Genomic DNA, 16,888 nt, shown 5'->3' on the forward strand with positions numbered 1-16,888 from the left:
ATAGAAGAGAATGATGTTTTAGAAAAAGAGGGGTTGAAAAAAGGTGATTACTTTATTGTAAGTACGCATCGTGAGGAAAATGTGGATTCCGAGAAGAACTTTTCCGACCTGCTTTCTTCTCTGAACGCCATTGTGGACAAATATCATAAAAAGGTGATTGTTTCCACCCACCCCCGTACCCGCAAAAAGTTGGAATCTATTGGCTTTATTAATTCCAATCCGATGATTGAGTTTATGAAACCTTTTGGCTTCATGGAGTATATCAAACTTCAACAGAATGCTTTTTGTGTTATTTCTGACAGTGGTACGATCACGGAGGAATCTTCTATTCTTCATTTTCCGGCTATAACTATCCGTCAGGCACACGAGCGACCTGAAGGTATGGATGAAGGGACGCTGATCATGACCGGATTGAATAGTGACCGTATTCTGGAGTCTATCGAAATTGTAACTTCCCAGTATGCAGAAGGTGCAGACGTAATTCACTCTATTCCTGATTATGCTTCGGATAATGTATCTAAAAAAGTAGTCCGTATCATTCTTTCCTATACAGATTATATCAACCGTACGGTTTGGCATAAAGAAATCTAGTTCCTGTTTTTTATTTTTTATGGTTAAAAAGAAGATTCTGTTGTTCGGCGCCACAGGTATGGCCGGGCATATGGCTTATTATTATCTGCAATGTACGGGGAAATACGATCTTGTGAATGTAGTTTATCGTACCCAATTGACTGATGATAGTATTGTTGTGGATGTGACGGATGGGGATGCTGTCAGTCGGCTCGTTCGTGAAGTCCGTCCTGATTTTATCCTGAATTGTATTGGCGTATTGATAAGAGGTTCCAGAGAACATCCGGACAATGCTATTCTGATAAATGCATGGTTCCCTCATTTGCTCAAGAAACTGTCGGATGAAGTGGGAGCAAAGTTGATTCATATCAGTACGGATTGTGTTTTCTCCGGTAAAAAAGGTAACTATTCAGAAACTGATTTCCGGGATGCTGACGATGTTTATGGTCGTAGCAAAGCACTCGGTGAGATAATCAATGACAAAGATCTGACAATCCGTACTTCTATCATAGGTCCTGAATTGAAGGAGAATGGGGAAGGCTTGTTTCATTGGTTTATGCATCAGCATGGTTGTGTGAATGGTTTCCAGACTGCTATTTGGGGAGGTGTGACCACTCTGGAATTGGCGAAAGCCATTGATGTGGCCATCGATCAGGGAGTAACCGGTTTAATACAACTGAGTAATGGCCTTGGTATAAGTAAATATGATTTGTTACATCTGTTTTCCCGTATATGGCACAAACAAGATGTTGAGATCCTGCCATTTGATGGAAATGGAATAGACAAGTCGATCGCAAAGTCCGCAAGATTTAGTTATGTTGTACCCGGATATGAAGAGATGCTTCGGGAACAATATGATTGGATGCAGAATAAACAGGAGCTATACCGAACTCTATATTTATGAAAATATTATTGGTTTCCCAATACTTCTGGCCAGAGACATTTCGTGTTAATGATTTGGCGCAAGAGCTTGTATTACGGGGTAACAAAGTGACAGTCTTAACAGGAAAACCTAATTATCCTCAAGGGGCTATTTATAAGGGATATAGTTTTTGGGGCTATAAAAAAGAATATTATAAAGGTATTGAACTGATTCGTGTTCCGTTAATACCTCGTGGTAAAGGTTCAGGGTTGCGTTTGGCATTGAATTATTTGTCTTTTGTATTGTTTTCTTGTTTATATATACTTTTTCATAAGCGAAAGTTTGATGTTTCTTTAACATTTGCAATTTCTCCTATTACTCAGGTGTATGCAGCTCTACTTCACAAAAAGCTGTTTGGTAGTCGTGCTTATCTTTGGGTTCAGGATTTGTGGCCTGAAAGTGTGTCCGCTGCGGGTAAGATGAATTCTGGTTTAGTATATCGAATGTTAACTAAGATGGTACAAAGTATCTATCAAAAAGTCGATGGGATTTGTATACAGTCGGAAGCCTTTAGTCAGTCCATACTGCAAAAAGGAGATTATAAGCATAAAATTAGTTATATTCCTAACTGGGCTGAAGATTTGTTCACTGATGATTCTTTGATTAATAAGGAACATTTTAAGTCGTTGATCCCTGATGGATTTGTTGTAATGTTTGCTGGTAATATAGGAGAGGCCCAAGATTTTGATTCAATATTGAAAGCTGCCATTCGGACCAAAGAGTATAAAGATATTAAGTGGGTAATTGTTGGCGATGGACGAAAAAAAGAGTTTGTAGAGCAGCAAGTTAAAGAGTTGAATTTATGTGATACTGTTTTTTTATTAGGACGCTATCCTTTGGAAGACATGCCGGATCTGTTTATTCATGCAGATGTAATGCTTGTCTCTTTAAAAGACCAGAATATTTTCTCTTTAACTATTCCATCAAAGATACAATCTTATATGGCTTTTGGAAAACCTATTATTTCTATGATAAATGGTATTGGTAATGAAATAATAAAGGAGGCAAACTGCGGCTTTACAGCTAATGCCGGAGATTTTGAATCGTTGGCAAACAATGTGAAAAGATTATCTCGAATGGATAAAAATATGCTGTATGAAAAAGGGAGAGCCGGGAAGGAATATTATCAATTATCTTTTGCAAAGAAAAAGATAATTGATAATTTAATAGAAGTTTTTCAATCTGAGTGATTTATTTTAATAATGGAATTAAATGAATATTCTTATTACAGGGGCTTATGGATTTGTAGGCACTAATCTGATTAATAATTTAAAAATTAAACACAACCTTTACGGACTTGATATCGTGCGTCCGACAAGAGAAGGTGTACTGAAAACATTTTGTTGGAAAGATATTGATCCAGAGTCATTCCCATTACAAACTCTCCCCCAATTTGATGCAATCATTCATCTTGCCGGAAAGGCTCATGATACGAAAAAACAATCAGCTGCTCAGTCTTATTTTGATATTAATACCGGTCTGACTCAAAAGATATTTGATTTCTTTTTGGAGTCTTCTGCGAAGAAATTCATATTTTTTAGTTCAGTAAAAGCTGCGGCTGATAGTGTAGTGGGAGATATGCTTACTGAGGATGTTATTCCGGCTCCTATTGGTCCTTATGGGGAAAGTAAAATAAGAGCTGAAGAGTATATAAAGGAACATTTTGCATTTCCCACTGTCTCCTCCTGCGAGTGTTCTCCTTTTCGGGAGATGACTTCGGTTACAGAAAAACAGGTTTATATATTAAGACCTTGTATGATTCATGGTCCGGGGAATAAAGGAAATCTGAATCTATTGTATAATGTGGTGAAGAAAGGAATTCCCTGGCCATTGGGTGACTTCGAAAATCGTCGTTCGTTTACTTCAATTGATAACCTATGCTATGTGATTGAGGGATTATTGACTAAAGAGGTACCTACGGGCATTTATCACATGGGGGATGATGAAGCTTTATCAACAAATGAGTTGATTGCCATCATGTGTGAGGCAATGGGAAAACAGCCCCATATCTGGAAGATGAATAAGGGCTTTATGGAAGGATGTGCCGGACTGGGAACTTTACTCCATTTGCCACTGAATACGGAAAGGCTTCGTAAACTGACAGAGAATTATGTGGTAAGTAATGCTAAGATCAAAGCTGCTCTCGGGATTGATAAAATGCCTGTGACAGCTAAAGAGGGGTTGATTAAAACCATTCGTTCATTTGAAGAAACTAAATAAGTTATGTACTATTTAATAATCCTGGTTCTGCTATTTCTGGCAGAACTTTTTTATTTCCGTATTGCTGATAAATGCAATATCATCGATAAACCGAACGAGCGGAGTTCGCACACCCGGATCACTTTGAGAGGGGGAGGAATCATTTTCTTCTTTGGCGCATTAGCTTACTTTCTGACGAATCAGTTTGAGTATCCTTGGTTTATGCTGGCTCTGACATTGATTACTTTTATCAGTTTTGTAGACGACATTCGTTCTACTTCTCAGGGGTTACGTTTGGTGTTTCATTTTACGGCGATGGCTTTGATGTTCTATCAATGGGGGTTGTTCAGCCTGCCTTGGTGGACCATTGTGGTTGCTTTGATTGTTTGCACAGGGATTATCAATGCCTATAATTTTATGGATGGTATTAATGGCATTACAGGTGGATACTCGTTGGTGGTGCTGACGGCATTAGCATTTATAAATGGGGTATATGTTCCATTTGTAGAGCCGGCTTTGATTTATACCATGCTTTGTGCTGTGTTGGTCTTTAACTTCTTCAATTTCCGGAAACAGGCAAAGTGTTTTGCGGGGGATGTAGGTTCGGTTAGCATTGCTTTCGTGATCCTCTTTCTGATCGGTATGTTGATAATCCGTACGGAAAATTTCAGCTGGATTGTCTTGTTGGCAGTCTATGGGGTGGATAGTGTGCTGACAATAATTCATCGGTTGATGTTGCATGAGAATATTGGTTTGCCACATCGGAAACATTTGTACCAGATTATGGCAAATGAACTGAAAATTCCTCACATGGTGGTTTCATTGGTGTATATGTTGGTGCAGGCAGTAGTTATAGCCGGGTATCTTCTATTTCCGGGGAATGAATATGGGTATTTGTCGGGTACCATTATTGCGCTGAGTTTGGTCTATATTCTATTTATGAAGCGTTTCTTTTGCTTGCATCAAGCGAAGTGATATTGTCAATATTATGCTTCCTACCATAGATCTAATATGGTCTAAAAAATAAAAGAAGTTACAGTCGAAAAATAATAGAGTTACAAAACAAAGGGTAGCTAATAATTACAAAGATTCATGTTCAATATAGCATTGATATTCCCATTTTTTATATTTAGCCTATAACATCTCAATACGGTCATTGATTTCCTCTTTTATTTGATGGCTCCAATAGGCATCAACTCCTGCTATGTGCGCATATCGCTGGTAGTTGCTGACAACACTGATTACCTTGTCTACGTATTTCTCCTTATAGGCTACCAATGTACCCACTTTCCGATTCCATAAAAACACATCAAGATTTTGTATCATTATTGTTTCTCCTTACTCTTTGGGGAATGAATTTATTTAGTTGTTTCAGTGCCATTAGTGGCATGGGCAACTCAGGCAGTAAATCACTTATACGTTGCTCCATGCCGATTATCCGCAACAATGATATGAAATTATTTAGGGTCATGTTCTGATTGACACCTTGTTCAAAATGGCTTATAGTAGCAAGACTCACACCGGATTTCTCCGCCATTTCCTTTTGGCTCATCCGTGCGGCAAGCCTATACTCCTTTATGCGTTTCGCTAAAAGTAGCATTATCTCTTGGTTGGTAATATAGTCCGCTTTACTCATACATGGTGGAATATTACTATTTAATTGCAAAATTTTAAAAATAATATCTATATATTACTACCATTGTGAGACTTTCTATACTGGAACTATGCATTTGTCGGATGAACTAAAACTTAACTGATATTGGGTACATGTGTATGAACCTGTTTTGAACGAAGAGCTTAGAATTATGATACAGATAATCAGTGTCTTATAAGTTTTTCTGAGAAAACAGCTTTCCGGACCGTTTTTTTCTTTGCCGATAATTTGTAAATCTTCATCTTTGCAGTGTTGATCAACGAAACATGAATGAAACGTAGTAGTAACATTAGTAAAGAAGGAGAAAAATTATGCCTTTATTTTATAGAGCGAGACAATCGCAGTTGAAAACTAAAGAGGGAAAGAAACAGTGGCATCTCACTCTGGTGAAAGTTGGAAAAATGGTAACTTCACAACAGTTGGCCGAAGTAATAGCTGAAAAATCATCGTTGACACCGGGTGATGTTCATAATGTGATTCGTAACCTGATGACTGCCATGCGTAAAGAGTTGTTAAATAGCCGTTCGGTACGTCTGGAGGGATTAGGCACTTTCACGATGAAAGCTTGTACACAAGGGCATGGAGTGGATCAAGAGGAAGAGGTGAATCCGAATCAGGTGGCGGCTCTTCGTTGTCTGTTTACTCCGGAATATACTCGTCCCGCAGCTATCGGCACTACCCGTGCTTTGCTTCAGGGAGTGGAATTCCAGAAAGTCAGTGCGATAGGGGGAGCAATTAATGGTGGATCGGGTAGTGGAGATGGAGATATTGTAGATGATCCGACAGCTTGATAAAGTTTATTGTAGATATAATAATGATTGCAAATGAAAGGAGGTATGAAGAATATGAAGAAAACGGGATGGAATATTATATTGAAGTTGATTATTGCTGTGGCAAGTGCTGTAGCCGGTGTAATCGGTGGGCAGGCTATGACATTATAAAGCGGAATTAATAACCAAACAGGGTGAACTCCCGATAGCCATTAAAGGCTTTCGGGAGTTTTTCTTTTCCCCATGATCTTGTCTATAATCAGAGCGATGGCTCCATCACCGGTTACGTTACAAGCTGTACCGAAACTGTCCATAGCGATATAAAGGGCGATCATCAATGCCTGAGCCGATTCATCGAAACCGAGCATGGACTGGAGGATGCCTAAAGAAGCCATAATAGCACCTCCGGGGACACCGGGAGCAGCAACCATCGTGATGCCAAGCATGAAAATGAAACCTGCAAACAAGGAAAAATCGAAAGGCATGCCTTGCATCATCATTAAGGCTAAAGCGCAGGCCACAATCTTCAGGGTACTTCCGGATAAATGGATAGTGGCACAAAGCGGGATAACGAATCCGGCTATATCGGCTGATACACCGTTTTTCTTGGTCTGTTCGAGTGTAACAGGGATGGTGGCGGCTGATGACTGAGTGCCTAAAGCGGTGAAATAAGCCGGCAGCATCCGTCCCAACAAGCGGAACGGGTTTTTACGGACAAACAATGCTGCAACAGAGTACTGGAAGACCAACAGAAAGATGTGCAGTACAAAAATGACGCCAATGATCTTAATAAATACCATCAGGATGGAGAATACTTGTCCGGAATGTGTCATGTTGAGGAAGATGCCAAAGATATAAATGGGAAGTAATGGGAGGATAACTGCACTGATCATGCGTACGATGATCTCCTGGAAGTCGCGTGCTACGTTTTTCAAAGCGTCACTGTGCAGACTGGCAAGTCCTAAGCCGAGGGTAAAGGCAAGGACAAGTGCGGTCATGACATTCATCAACGGTGGGATGGCGACCGAGAAATAAGGTAGAATACCTTGGGCCTCACTTACCTCGTCGAGAGGTGCTCCCGGTGTGATAAGTGAGGGAAAAACGGCAGCTCCGGTGAAATAGGAGAGGAAGCCGGAGAAAAGAGTAGCACCGTAGGCAATGAGTGCGGTGACAAGTAGCATTCGTCCGGCTCCTTTACCAATATCGGCAATGGCAATGGTGACCAGGCCGAGGATGATAAGAGGAATGGAGAAATTGAGGAACTCTCCGAAGATGGAGTTGAAGGTCACGAACAGCCGTACCAAAGGCGTCGGCAGGAAATTTCCGATAGCGATACCAAGTATAATAGCTATGATGATACGTGGTAAAAGTCCGATGTGTATTTTCTTCATTACGAGTTTTTAGAAGTTTGTTACAAAAGTAATATTTTATTCTGAAACTATCCGAACAAATATTTTCGATATGTGTTATAGATAATAAGAAATAGAACAAAATATCAACTGATTTAGATAAATATTACAATTATGGCAACTCAGAATAAAACAGATATAGGCCTGATTGGTTTAGCTGTAATGGGAGAAAATTTAGCCTTGAACATGGAAAGTAGAGGATGGAGCGTATCGGTGTATAATCGTACGGTGCCCGGTGTGGAAGAAGGCGTGGTGGAACGTTTTATGAATGGAAGGGCTAAAGATAAGCATATAGAGGGGTTTACGGACATAGAAGATTTTGTGAAATCAATTGCTGTACCTCGTAAGATTATGATGATGGTGCGTGCCGGTAGTCCGGTGGACGAATTGATGGAGCAACTTTTCCCATACCTTTCTCCGGGTGATATATTGATTGACGGAGGTAACTCAAATTATGAAGATACAAACCGCAGAGTGAAACTGGCAGAATCGAAGGGATTTCTGTTCGTCGGTGCCGGTGTGTCGGGCGGAGAAGAGGGGGCTTTGAATGGAGCTTCTATTATGCCGGGCGGTTCGGAAAAGGCATGGGAGGAGGTAAAACCTATTTTGCAGAGTATTGCTGCCAAAGCTCCCGATGGAAGTCCGTGCTGCCAGTGGGTGGGACCTGCCGGATCGGGACACTTTGTGAAGATGATCCATAACGGAATAGAGTATGGTGATATGCAGTTGATTGCTGAAGCTTATTGGGTGATGAAGAAATTACTGGATATGCCTAATGAAGAAATGGCGTCTGTGTTTGCTCGTTGGAATGAAGGTAAGTTGCGGAGTTATCTGATAGAAATCACAGGCAATATACTCCGTCATAAAGATAATACAGGGGCCTATCTGATCGATAAAATTCTGGATGCTGCCGGACAGAAGGGGACAGGCAAATGGTCGGTGATCAACGCCATGGAATTAGGTATGCCATTAGGATTGATTGCTACGGCTGTTTTTGAACGTAGCCTGTCGGCACAGAAGGAACTCCGTGAGACGGCTGCCCGTCAGTACCAATGTAAGCATTCGATGGCTGTATATAATAAACAGGATACGGAAAAAGAAATATTTGCGGCGTTGTATGCTTCGAAACTGGTTTCGTATGCACAAGGATTTGCGGTATTGCAGCGTGCTTCCGATGCATTTGGATGGAACCTCGATTTGGCTTCGATTGCACGGATGTGGAGAGGTGGATGCATTATTCGTAGTATTTTCCTGAATGATATTGCTGCTGCATTTGAGGCAAAAGAAAAACCGGAACATTTGCTGCTGGCTCCATATTTTGAGCAGGAAATCAAAGGATTGTTGTCCGGATGGAAGAATCTGGTGGCGCAGGCTATGCGTGAAGAACTACCTGTTCCGGCTTTCTCCTCAGCTTTGAATTATTTCTATTCGTTAGTGTCGGCTGACCTTCCGGCCAATCTGATACAGGCACAGCGCGATTATTTCGGTGCTCATACATTTGAGCGGAAAGATGAGTTACGAGGAGTCTTTTTCCATGAAAACTGGACTGGATATGGAGGAGATACAAAGTCGGGTACGTATAATGTATAAGCAAAAAAAGAAATATGAGTAAATTTGTAATGACTATCTTTGGTGCTTCGGGTGACTTAACGAAGCGTAAGTTGATGCCGGCGTTGTATTCGTTGTATGTAGCCAAGCGTCTTCCGGAAGAATTTGAAATTCTCGGGGTGGGACGTACGGTTTATGAGGATGCGGACTATCGGACTTACATTTATAGTGAGATGGAGAAATTTGTGAAGTCGGAAGAGCAGAATAAGGAGAAGATGGACGCTTTCGTTGGACATCTTCACTATCTGGCAATAGACCCGGCATTGGAAAGCGGATACGGACAACTTCGGCTGCGAATTGAAGAACTGAGCGGGGACAGCCGGCCGGACGATTTGTTGTTTTACCTGGCTACACCTCCATCATTGTATGGCGTGATTCCGTTGCATCTGAAATCAGTACATCTGAATGAAGGTCGTGCGCGGATTATTGTTGAAAAGCCTTTTGGGTATGATCTGGAGTCGGCCGAGAAACTGAATCGAATTTATGCTTCCGTATTTGATGAACATCAGATTTACCGAATCGATCATTTCTTAGGTAAAGAAACTGCTCAGAATTTGTTGGCTTTTCGTTTTGCCAATGGTATTTTCGAACCTTTATGGAACCGTAACTATATAGATTATGTGGAAGTAACCGCCGTGGAAAATCTCGGAATCGAGCAACGCGGCGGTTTTTATGATACTACGGGTGCTCTTCGGGATATGGTGCAGAATCATCTGATCCAGTTGGTGGCACTTACTGCCATGGAGCCTCCCGCTGTGTTCAATGCAGATAACTTCCGTAATGAAGTGGTAAAAGTATATGAGTCTCTGACTCCTTTGACTGAAACGGATCTGAACGAACACATTGTCCGGGGACAATATACAGCCGGAGGAAACAAAAGAGGGTACCGGGAAGAGAAGAATATAGCACCGGACTCGCGCACCGAAACTTATATCGCCATGAAACTGGGGATCAGTAACTGGAGGTGGAGCGGAGTGCCTTTCTATATCCGGACAGGCAAACAAATGCCGACGAAAGTGACGGAGATTGTCGTACACTTCCGTGAAACTCCGCATCAGATGTTCCATTGTGCGGGCGGTAATTGTCCGAGGGCAAATAAACTGATTCTTCGCTTGCAGCCCAATGAAGGTATTGTATTGAAATTTGGTATGAAAGTGCCGGGACCGGGATTTGAGGTCAAACAGGTTACAATGGATTTCAGTTATGATCAGTTGGGAGGGGTACCCGGAGGAGATGCTTATGCCCGCCTGATAGAAGACTGTATTCTGGGTGACCAGACCCTCTTTACACGAAGTGATGCCGTAGAAGCATCCTGGCATTTCTTTGACCCTATTTTGCGTTATTGGAATGAACATCCCGAGGCACCGCTATATGGCTATCCGGCAGGAACTTGGGGACCTTTGGAAAGTGAAGCTATGATGCATGAACATGGTGCCGATTGGACCAATCCATGTAAGAATTTAACAAACACAGATCAATACTGCGAATTATGAAACCCTATATTTTCCCTTCGTCCATAGAGACGGCACGCGCACTGATATTACATTTGGTGAAACTGATGTTAGATGAACCGGACAGAACCTTCTGCATTGCATTCAGTGGCGGAAGCACTCCGGCACTGATGTTTGACTTATGGGCGAATGAATATACGGATATCACTCCTTGGGAACGATTGAAAGTGTTTTGGGTCGACGAGCGTTGTGTGCCTCCTGAGAATTCGGATAGTAATTATGGGATGATGAGGTCGTTGCTGCTGAGTATCGTACCTATTCCGTACGAGAATGTGTTTCGTATCCAGGGAGAGAATAATCCAAAGAAAGAGGCTGCCCGCTATTCGAAACTGGTAATGAAGGAGGTGCCGGTGGAGAACGGTTTTCCGGTGTTTGATGTAATATTGTTGGGAGCAGGTAATGACGGGCATACATCGTCTATTTTTCCGGGGCAAGAAGAACTGCTTTCGACAGATCATATATATGAGGCGAATTTTAATCCGAATAACGGGCAAAAGAGGATAGCTCTGACAGGAATGCCGATTTTGAATGCGCGTAGAATCATCTTCCTGATAACGGGAAGAGTGAAGGGGCCGGTTGTAGAAGACATCTTTTATTCGGGAGATACGGGTCCGGCTGCTTACATAGCCCATCATGCTGACAATGTGGAGCTGTTCATGGATAACGCGGCGGCGGAAAAGATTATCCGCAGATAAAAAACAAAAACCGTCCGACCTTCACAGGCCGGACGGTTTTTGTTCTATTTTTGAATACGTTATTTACATACAACAATTAAACAGTATGATAATTAAAATAACAACTCAACAAAATGGAATCCGGGAGAATCACTTCGGCCGGATTGGCTTATCTCACTTAAATGTGACTTACGTAATAATTATGACTAATTAATGTATGGCAAAGATAGGTGGTTTTTTGCTTTGGGACAATCACTCGATTTAGGTATTGTGAAGAGGGTTATCACTATAAGTAGGGATTGAGCCGGGCGGAAAGGAGGAGTGTGTTTTGTTTTATGCTCTTTAAGTTGTAAATTTGCGGAAAAACAAGAGTAATATGGAATATAAGTTTGACGAACAGAGTGTGAGAGAATTAATGGAATGGGCGCAAGCTGCACAGCTGCCTCAAGAGCTGGAACTGAGTAAGGCAGAGCGTATTTTTGATGTGAAGCTTTGTGTGGAATCTGATTTATCCTGCATCAGAGCTCACTATCCGGATGCTTTTTACAATCCTGCTATTACTCGCCTGTATCGTATCAAGGAGAAGCTGGAGGAGAAGTGACTTCCGGATATGAGTAAGTGACTTAAAAGTATGTAATCAATTTGCGATTCTGTGGAATTTTTCCACAATAAATGTGGAATACTCCTTTATATTCCACTATTCCAAATGAAAGCTGTTTTTATATAATTACTTGAAAATGAGTTGCCGATCTGGATTGGCATATGTCTGGCATGTGTATTGCATTATAATATTCAGATGTTTAGTTATAGTTAGTAGATCTAGAACAATTAAGTTTTCAAGAATTATGAAAAAGGTATTAGTAGCATTGGTAATAGTAATGGGATTGGGATTTTCAGTAGTAAAAGCAGATGAACCTCTAAAGAAAAAATCTGCGAAAGTGGAACAGAGGGATTCACGGGAAGATTTTACGCCAATCGAGGTTAATAATCTTCCTGAGGCAGTGATTGATGAGTTATCCTGTGAGGGAGCACTGATTAAAGAGGCTTTTATAGCCTATAGTCGTTCGGAAGGCAAACTCTACAAAGTGATTATATTATCGAGCGATTTTCATGAACAGGCAGTGTTCTTGAATGAAAGAGGGAATATACTGAATAGATAGTTTCCCAATCTTTGAAGAAAGCACACAACTGAATTTATGTTAAGCCTCGGTTCGAAAGAACCGGGGCTATTTTTTTGTTCAGGAGAAATGATTCTGTATTTGAGAGGTAAATAGAATGGTTTGAAATTAATAATTGTTTCCGCCTTTTCTCTTTCATACTTTTGTACTGTAAGCTTACAAGAGACAGGAGATTTATAGGCGGATTCTGAAAAGCCTGATAGAAAGAGTAAGAACAAAAAAAGAGTTTTATGGCGAGAATCAATGGTAAATTAGTAGGGAATTTTTTGACAGAAGGTATGATTACGGCGCTACCTGATTGGTTTGTTGTATTAGGTAAGTGTGGTAGTGGTAGTGAAAAAGAAACGTTCATGAATAAAGAGAGTGTCGTGAGAAGTTGTATAAATACTGTTTGGCCTCAAGAAATTGTGCCGTTATGCTATGTACCTGGTAATATTTCATATGTGACTTTAGATAAAATGGGACAGTGTGCTATGAGTTCTCAATTCACTGGTTGTCTAATGAGTTCGTTTTGGTTAAATAAAACAGTATATGGTTTGCCGGTCAATAAACAAATTATTTGTCATATCGCGAATGGAGACGATATAGTTAACGGTGAATGTATTGCAAAGGTTAATAAGTTAATTCCTGATAATATTTCTTTTAAGCCATCTTTGATCATTAATCTGCCAAAATGGGGGGATGATTATCAAAATGCTTGCAAAAAGTTAGGATACATTGTTAAAATAGAAACCAATATATGTGGGATTATTACTGAAGATAACGAATTATTTTCTTTTATTATTGGACAAAAGAATAGCGATAATAAGTTATATGTTATGGCGTGGTGCCGTTGGGAAGTTGATGGGAAGAACCAAAGAATGGTAGAAGCGCTTTCAATAGATGATGAATTGAATACATATTGGGGTTAAATATGGGAATTCGATATATAAATTATCAGGATCGGTTAGAAAATGCTTATTGCGGCGGGTATGCTTTGGCGGCCATGATTAATTTGTTCGATTCGTCACTGACTCCGGATAAACCGTATGGTAAAAGTATTTATGATCAGATTCAGGCCATACAGCGTGCAACTCTCAATAATAACAGGAAATGTTTTATTGATAGGATGACTCGATATTTGCATGATCGGAATATTGAAGGTACATACTCTCTGCCTTCCTCGGTCTCTATGTATGCAAAAAATATGGGATTGAATCCGAGAGTCTGTTATAATGAGTCAAAGTTGAAAGAGAATCTGGTATCCGTAATAAATAATATAGGTTTAGAACAATTTAATGTTGATGATTTGATAGGGGAAGAGATATCTCTGATAGTCTCTTCGGGAATACCAGTTGTTGAAAATGTTACTAATTTTTCTATCATGAACTCTCTGGCATTGGTGGAAGGAGGAATGCATTGGATTGCTATTGGCGATATAAAAGTCGCGAGTGGAGAAAATATGTATTACGATCCTGAATCAGTGGGAAAACCTCCTTATGAATATTCTGGCTTAAACATTGTGTTGAATCCTTTTCAGTGATTTTGCCGTGTTTTATAGGCGGATTCCGAAAAGCCTTGAATAGAGTAGGAAAAGCTTAAGGGTATTATAATATGAAAGTATGTATGTCGTCTAAAAAGAGAAACAATGGTTCTGTTGCTAAAATTCAAGGTCATTACTACAATAATAATGATGACTCTTGTTTTCAGGAAATAAAGGAAATGGCCCCAATTTCTATTAAAGCTTGTAAGGGGAATCAGTTGCTTATTACGCTTACTGTTTTGGATACTTGGTGTGAGAAAGCCGGTGACGGAGCATGGTTTGCTATTAAAGTTAATAATAAAATTGTAGCACGGGGATTGTATTCCGTGGCAATGGATGGGCAACGTGTTCCCATTACTTTACAGGCAATGGTTGATGTTACTTCGTTGGAAGAAGATATTACGATCAGAGCTATGTGGTGTAATTGTGAGGGAACTTCCGGCAGAGCTTGCTGCATAGGAGAATTCTCAGAATCAATACTTACTGTGTTAGTGAATGACTGGAATGTAGTTAATTCAAAATTAGAAGAAATGACTAAGAATTTATCTAAAATTCCGGGTCTGAAATAAGGCGGACAACGATAAGTCATGGATTATACGGGCAGTGAATTAATGGCGGCATTTGTTCACTGCCCGTTTTGTCGGATTTATCAAAAAAGTAAATAAAAAAGTCATATCTACTTTATGGAAGTTATAATTATGGGTGGTATTATTTACGGGTTTCAGAATAATTCATATCTTTGAAGCTGTAACTAAAACTAATCAATAATGAAGCAAATACATTTAGATTGCCTGGCAGTGAAGCTGTTTCTCTTTTTTTCTCTTTTTAGTTTGCCGTCCGGGGCACAGAGCATTTTTCAGAAATACGATCGTTTCCTGACGGAACCTCGTTCATACGTGTGTTATCGTGTGGACGGTAAACTGAAAATAGATGGTAAACTGGATGAAGTTTCATGGCAGAAGGCAAAATCGACAGCTCCGTTTGTAGATATCAGTGGCGAAGGATTCCCCACGCCTAAATATGAAACTACAGCTAAGATGTTGTGGGATGATGAATATTTGTATGTCGGGGCAATTTTACAGGAAGACGACATCAAGGCACGTCTTACTCAGCGGGATACCATTATTTACTATGATAATGATTTTGAGGTTTTTATAGATCCTGATTGGGATGGACACAACTATTTTGAAATAGAGACCAATGCCCGGGGTGTTATATTCGATTTGATGCTGGACAAGCCTTATCGGTCGGGAGGCAACTTTATGGTGCAATGGGATTGTCCGGGATTAAAGTTGGCTATTCATCGTGAAGGTACGTTGAATAAATCGAAAGACAAAGATAAATATTGGAGTGTGGAGATGGCTATTCCTCATAAGGCATTGACTATGAATTTTAACAACCCGTTGAAAGCAGGCAATTGCTGGCGAATTAACTTCTCACGGGTACAGTGGTTGAAAGCCGGAGGGCCTGAAGAAAATTGGGTTTGGACACCTACGGGAAAGGTGGATATGCACATGCCGGATCGTTGGGGATATTTGTTTTTCGCTGACGAGGCAGTAGGAGCGCCCGAACGTACTGTTGCGCTACCGTATAATACTGCTGTGTATAAACTGCTTTGGGCTATGTTCTATGCACAGCAGGAGAGATATGCAAAAGAGAAAAACTATTTACGTACGGAAAAAGATTTTTTCCTGACGGATGCGGAGTTGAAAGGACTCCCGCAGGGTGCGCAAATCTCAGTTGAGGCTACCCGGAATACATACCAGATAGCTATTACTGTTCCGGGTGAAAACAAGCGTTACGTTATTAATAATGAAGGACGTTTCTGGACAGAGAAGATTGCTCCGCGTCAGGTGAAGAACTGGGTATGGACACGTATAAATAAGAATAAAAGTGAAGCAGATTACCGTCAGTGGTTTGCTTTGCTTAAGGAGTGCGGAATCAGTGGGGTGATGTTTGAAGGGTATGATGAAAATCTATATCGCATGTGTAAAGAAGCCGGTCTTGAGGCCCATTTCTGGAAATGGACAATGAATCGTGCGGAACTGCTGAACGTGCATCCCGATTGGTTTGCGGTGAACCGCAAGGGGGAATCTACGCATGATAAACCTGCTTATGTGGATTATTACCGTTTTCTCTGTCCTAACCATGAAGGAGTGGCGCAATACCTGGCGGATGATTATGTGAAAATAGCTCATTTGCCTTATGTAGATGGGGTACATCTGGATTATGTTCGTTTTCCGGATGTGGTTCTGCCTGTCAGTTTGTGGAAAAATTATGGCATAGAGCAGACGAGTGAACATCCTGAATATGATTATTGCTATTGTGAGGTTTGTCGTGCCAAGTTTAAGGCGCAGACGGGACGTGATCCGTTGGAATTGAAGTATCCGATGGAAGATCAGTCATGGATCAATTTTCGTTTGGATGCCATTACCCGTGTTGTAGACCGGATTACTGAAGCGGTGAAAGCTGACGGAAAAGCAATTTCTGCCGCAGTATTCCCGGGACCTTCTATGGCCAAGAAGATGGTACGTCAGGATTGGGGAAATTGGACACTGGATGCTTATTTCCCGATGATCTATAACGGCTTTTATTATGAAGGACCGGAGTGGATCGGACGTTCGGTTCAAGAGAGTGTGAAGACGGTTGACGGACGTGCGAAAGTGTATGCAGGATTGATGTTTCCTGATATAAAAAATGATTTTGAGAAAGCATTGGATGAGGCGTTTGATAATGGCGCGTCCGGTGTCTCTTTCTTTGACGGACCATCGGACGAATATCTTCATAAATTTAAAGCCTATCTGGATAAGAAGGGATTAAAAGCGGAATAAAGCCTGTGAAATATGAATGCTTTAATCAAATGTTATAAAG

At 40.7% G+C, this 16,888-nt stretch carries 19 protein-coding genes; 16 read left to right on the forward strand and 3 right to left on the reverse strand.

What is annotated here, in order from left to right:
- The 5 genes from ISX59_RS00005 to ISX59_RS00025 all read left to right on the forward strand — a co-directional run.
- Positions 1-591: UDP-N-acetylglucosamine 2-epimerase (locus ISX59_RS00005; RefSeq protein WP_220575508.1), on the forward strand; the 591-nt coding region annotated here is incomplete at its 5' end.
- A gap of 19 nt (positions 592-610) precedes the next feature.
- Positions 611-1,474 carry an SDR family oxidoreductase gene (locus ISX59_RS00010; protein ID WP_005817163.1) on the forward strand — a complete coding sequence of 288 codons (864 nt, stop codon included), beginning with the start codon at positions 611-613 and terminating at the stop codon, positions 1,472-1,474.
- On the forward strand, positions 1,471-2,682 hold the full coding sequence (locus ISX59_RS00015) for a glycosyltransferase family 4 protein (RefSeq protein ID WP_005817165.1): 1,212 nt from the start codon (positions 1,471-1,473) through the stop codon (positions 2,680-2,682). The genes ISX59_RS00010 and ISX59_RS00015 overlap by 4 nt, the downstream gene beginning before the upstream one ends.
- A gap of 22 nt (positions 2,683-2,704) precedes the next feature.
- Positions 2,705-3,712 carry an NAD-dependent epimerase/dehydratase family protein gene (locus ISX59_RS00020; RefSeq protein WP_005786859.1) on the forward strand — a complete coding sequence of 336 codons (1,008 nt, stop codon included), beginning with the start codon at positions 2,705-2,707 and terminating at the stop codon, positions 3,710-3,712.
- Between the two features lie 3 nt (positions 3,713-3,715).
- A complete protein-coding gene (locus ISX59_RS00025) occupies positions 3,716-4,666 on the forward strand; it encodes a glycosyltransferase family 4 protein (RefSeq protein ID WP_220575509.1) in 951 nt (316 codons plus the stop codon).
- A 159-nt stretch (positions 4,667-4,825) separates the two neighbouring features.
- Here ISX59_RS00025 and ISX59_RS00030 read toward each other — a convergent pair whose 3' ends face one another.
- The gene (locus ISX59_RS00030; RefSeq protein ID WP_220575510.1) at positions 4,826-5,017 is read right to left on the reverse strand and encodes a hypothetical protein; all 192 of its coding nucleotides are present in this window, start codon (positions 5,015-5,017) and stop codon (positions 4,826-4,828) included.
- Positions 5,001-5,327, reverse strand: coding sequence for a helix-turn-helix domain-containing protein (locus ISX59_RS00035; RefSeq protein ID WP_175636643.1), 327 nt, complete (start codon positions 5,325-5,327; stop codon positions 5,001-5,003). Before ISX59_RS00035 ends, ISX59_RS00030 begins: the two co-directional genes overlap by 17 nt.
- 329 nt (positions 5,328-5,656) lie before the next feature.
- On the opposite strand from ISX59_RS00035, the gene ISX59_RS00040 reads away from it, so the two are divergent.
- Complete coding sequence (locus ISX59_RS00040; protein ID WP_005776650.1) at positions 5,657-6,136, forward strand: HU family DNA-binding protein; 480 nt, start codon at positions 5,657-5,659, stop codon at positions 6,134-6,136.
- Between the two features lie 54 nt (positions 6,137-6,190).
- Positions 6,191-6,286 (forward strand): smalltalk protein, encoded by a 96-nt coding sequence (locus tag ISX59_RS00045; protein WP_005786866.1) that lies wholly within the window; start codon positions 6,191-6,193, stop codon positions 6,284-6,286.
- A gap of 41 nt (positions 6,287-6,327) precedes the next feature.
- Here ISX59_RS00045 and ISX59_RS00050 read toward each other — a convergent pair whose 3' ends face one another.
- Complete coding sequence (locus ISX59_RS00050) at positions 6,328-7,506, reverse strand: dicarboxylate/amino acid:cation symporter (protein WP_022012978.1); 1,179 nt, start codon at positions 7,504-7,506, stop codon at positions 6,328-6,330.
- Between the two features lie 132 nt (positions 7,507-7,638).
- On the opposite strand from ISX59_RS00050, the gene gnd reads away from it, so the two are divergent.
- The 9 genes from gnd to ISX59_RS00095 all read left to right on the forward strand — a co-directional run bounded on the left by gnd (position 7,639) and on the right by ISX59_RS00095 (position 16,848).
- Positions 7,639-9,114, forward strand: coding sequence for a decarboxylating NADP(+)-dependent phosphogluconate dehydrogenase (gene gnd, locus ISX59_RS00055; RefSeq protein WP_032530627.1), 1,476 nt, complete (start codon positions 7,639-7,641; stop codon positions 9,112-9,114).
- A gap of 14 nt (positions 9,115-9,128) precedes the next feature.
- Positions 9,129-10,625: a glucose-6-phosphate dehydrogenase gene (gene zwf / locus ISX59_RS00060; protein ID WP_005819720.1), complete on the forward strand. Its 1,497-nt coding sequence runs from the start codon at positions 9,129-9,131 to the stop codon at positions 10,623-10,625.
- Positions 10,622-11,338, forward strand: coding sequence for a 6-phosphogluconolactonase (gene pgl, locus ISX59_RS00065; protein WP_022012975.1), 717 nt, complete (start codon positions 10,622-10,624; stop codon positions 11,336-11,338). Before zwf ends, pgl begins: the two co-directional genes overlap by 4 nt.
- Before the next feature lie 355 nt (positions 11,339-11,693).
- On the forward strand, positions 11,694-11,918 hold the full coding sequence (locus tag ISX59_RS00070; protein ID WP_220575511.1) for a hypothetical protein: 225 nt from the start codon (positions 11,694-11,696) through the stop codon (positions 11,916-11,918).
- Positions 11,919-12,162: 244 nt separating this feature from the next.
- Complete coding sequence (locus tag ISX59_RS00075) at positions 12,163-12,477, forward strand: hypothetical protein (RefSeq protein WP_005776657.1); 315 nt, start codon at positions 12,163-12,165, stop codon at positions 12,475-12,477.
- 248 nt (positions 12,478-12,725) lie between these two features.
- Positions 12,726-13,406, forward strand: coding sequence for a hypothetical protein (locus tag ISX59_RS00080; RefSeq protein ID WP_220575512.1), 681 nt, complete (start codon positions 12,726-12,728; stop codon positions 13,404-13,406).
- Between the two features lie 2 nt (positions 13,407-13,408).
- Complete coding sequence (locus tag ISX59_RS00085) at positions 13,409-14,017, forward strand: hypothetical protein (protein ID WP_220575513.1); 609 nt, start codon at positions 13,409-13,411, stop codon at positions 14,015-14,017.
- A gap of 71 nt (positions 14,018-14,088) precedes the next feature.
- Positions 14,089-14,586, forward strand: coding sequence for a hypothetical protein (locus tag ISX59_RS00090; protein ID WP_005819724.1), 498 nt, complete (start codon positions 14,089-14,091; stop codon positions 14,584-14,586).
- A gap of 198 nt (positions 14,587-14,784) precedes the next feature.
- Complete coding sequence (locus tag ISX59_RS00095) at positions 14,785-16,848, forward strand: sugar-binding protein (protein WP_220575514.1); 2,064 nt, start codon at positions 14,785-14,787, stop codon at positions 16,846-16,848.
- Positions 16,849-16,888 lie beyond the last annotated feature (40 nt).

The sequence above is a fragment of the Bacteroides sp. FSHCM14E1 genome (genome assembly GCF_019633785.1).
Taxonomy (GTDB): Bacteria; Bacteroidota; Bacteroidia; order Bacteroidales; family Bacteroidaceae; genus Bacteroides; species Bacteroides hominis.

Bases quoted from the DNA above. Each gene is read 5' to 3' on its own strand.
- ISX59_RS00010 (WP_005817163.1), top strand. From the start codon at position 611: ATGGTTAAAAAGAAGATTCTGTTGTTCGGCGCCACAGGTATGGCCGGG.
- ISX59_RS00015 (WP_005817165.1), top strand. From the start codon at position 1,471: ATGAAAATATTATTGGTTTCCCAATACTTCTGGCCAGAGACATTTCGT.
- ISX59_RS00020 (WP_005786859.1), top strand. From the start codon at position 2,705: ATGAATATTCTTATTACAGGGGCTTATGGATTTGTAGGCACTAATCTG.
- ISX59_RS00025 (WP_220575509.1), top strand. From the start codon at position 3,716: ATGTACTATTTAATAATCCTGGTTCTGCTATTTCTGGCAGAACTTTTT.
- ISX59_RS00030 (WP_220575510.1), bottom strand. From the start codon at position 5,017: ATGATACAAAATCTTGATGTGTTTTTATGGAATCGGAAAGTGGGTACA.
- ISX59_RS00035 (WP_175636643.1), bottom strand. From the start codon at position 5,327: ATGAGTAAAGCGGACTATATTACCAACCAAGAGATAATGCTACTTTTA.
- ISX59_RS00040 (WP_005776650.1), top strand. From the start codon at position 5,657: ATGCCTTTATTTTATAGAGCGAGACAATCGCAGTTGAAAACTAAAGAG.
- ISX59_RS00045 (WP_005786866.1), top strand. From the start codon at position 6,191: ATGAAGAAAACGGGATGGAATATTATATTGAAGTTGATTATTGCTGTG.
- ISX59_RS00050 (WP_022012978.1), bottom strand. From the start codon at position 7,506: ATGAAGAAAATACACATCGGACTTTTACCACGTATCATCATAGCTATT.
- gnd (WP_032530627.1), top strand. From the start codon at position 7,639: ATGGCAACTCAGAATAAAACAGATATAGGCCTGATTGGTTTAGCTGTA.
- zwf (WP_005819720.1), top strand. From the start codon at position 9,129: ATGAGTAAATTTGTAATGACTATCTTTGGTGCTTCGGGTGACTTAACG.
- pgl (WP_022012975.1), top strand. From the start codon at position 10,622: ATGAAACCCTATATTTTCCCTTCGTCCATAGAGACGGCACGCGCACTG.
- ISX59_RS00070 (WP_220575511.1), top strand. From the start codon at position 11,694: ATGGAATATAAGTTTGACGAACAGAGTGTGAGAGAATTAATGGAATGG.
- ISX59_RS00075 (WP_005776657.1), top strand. From the start codon at position 12,163: ATGAAAAAGGTATTAGTAGCATTGGTAATAGTAATGGGATTGGGATTT.
- ISX59_RS00080 (WP_220575512.1), top strand. From the start codon at position 12,726: ATGGCGAGAATCAATGGTAAATTAGTAGGGAATTTTTTGACAGAAGGT.
- ISX59_RS00085 (WP_220575513.1), top strand. From the start codon at position 13,409: ATGGGAATTCGATATATAAATTATCAGGATCGGTTAGAAAATGCTTAT.
- ISX59_RS00090 (WP_005819724.1), top strand. From the start codon at position 14,089: ATGAAAGTATGTATGTCGTCTAAAAAGAGAAACAATGGTTCTGTTGCT.
- ISX59_RS00095 (WP_220575514.1), top strand. From the start codon at position 14,785: ATGAAGCAAATACATTTAGATTGCCTGGCAGTGAAGCTGTTTCTCTTT.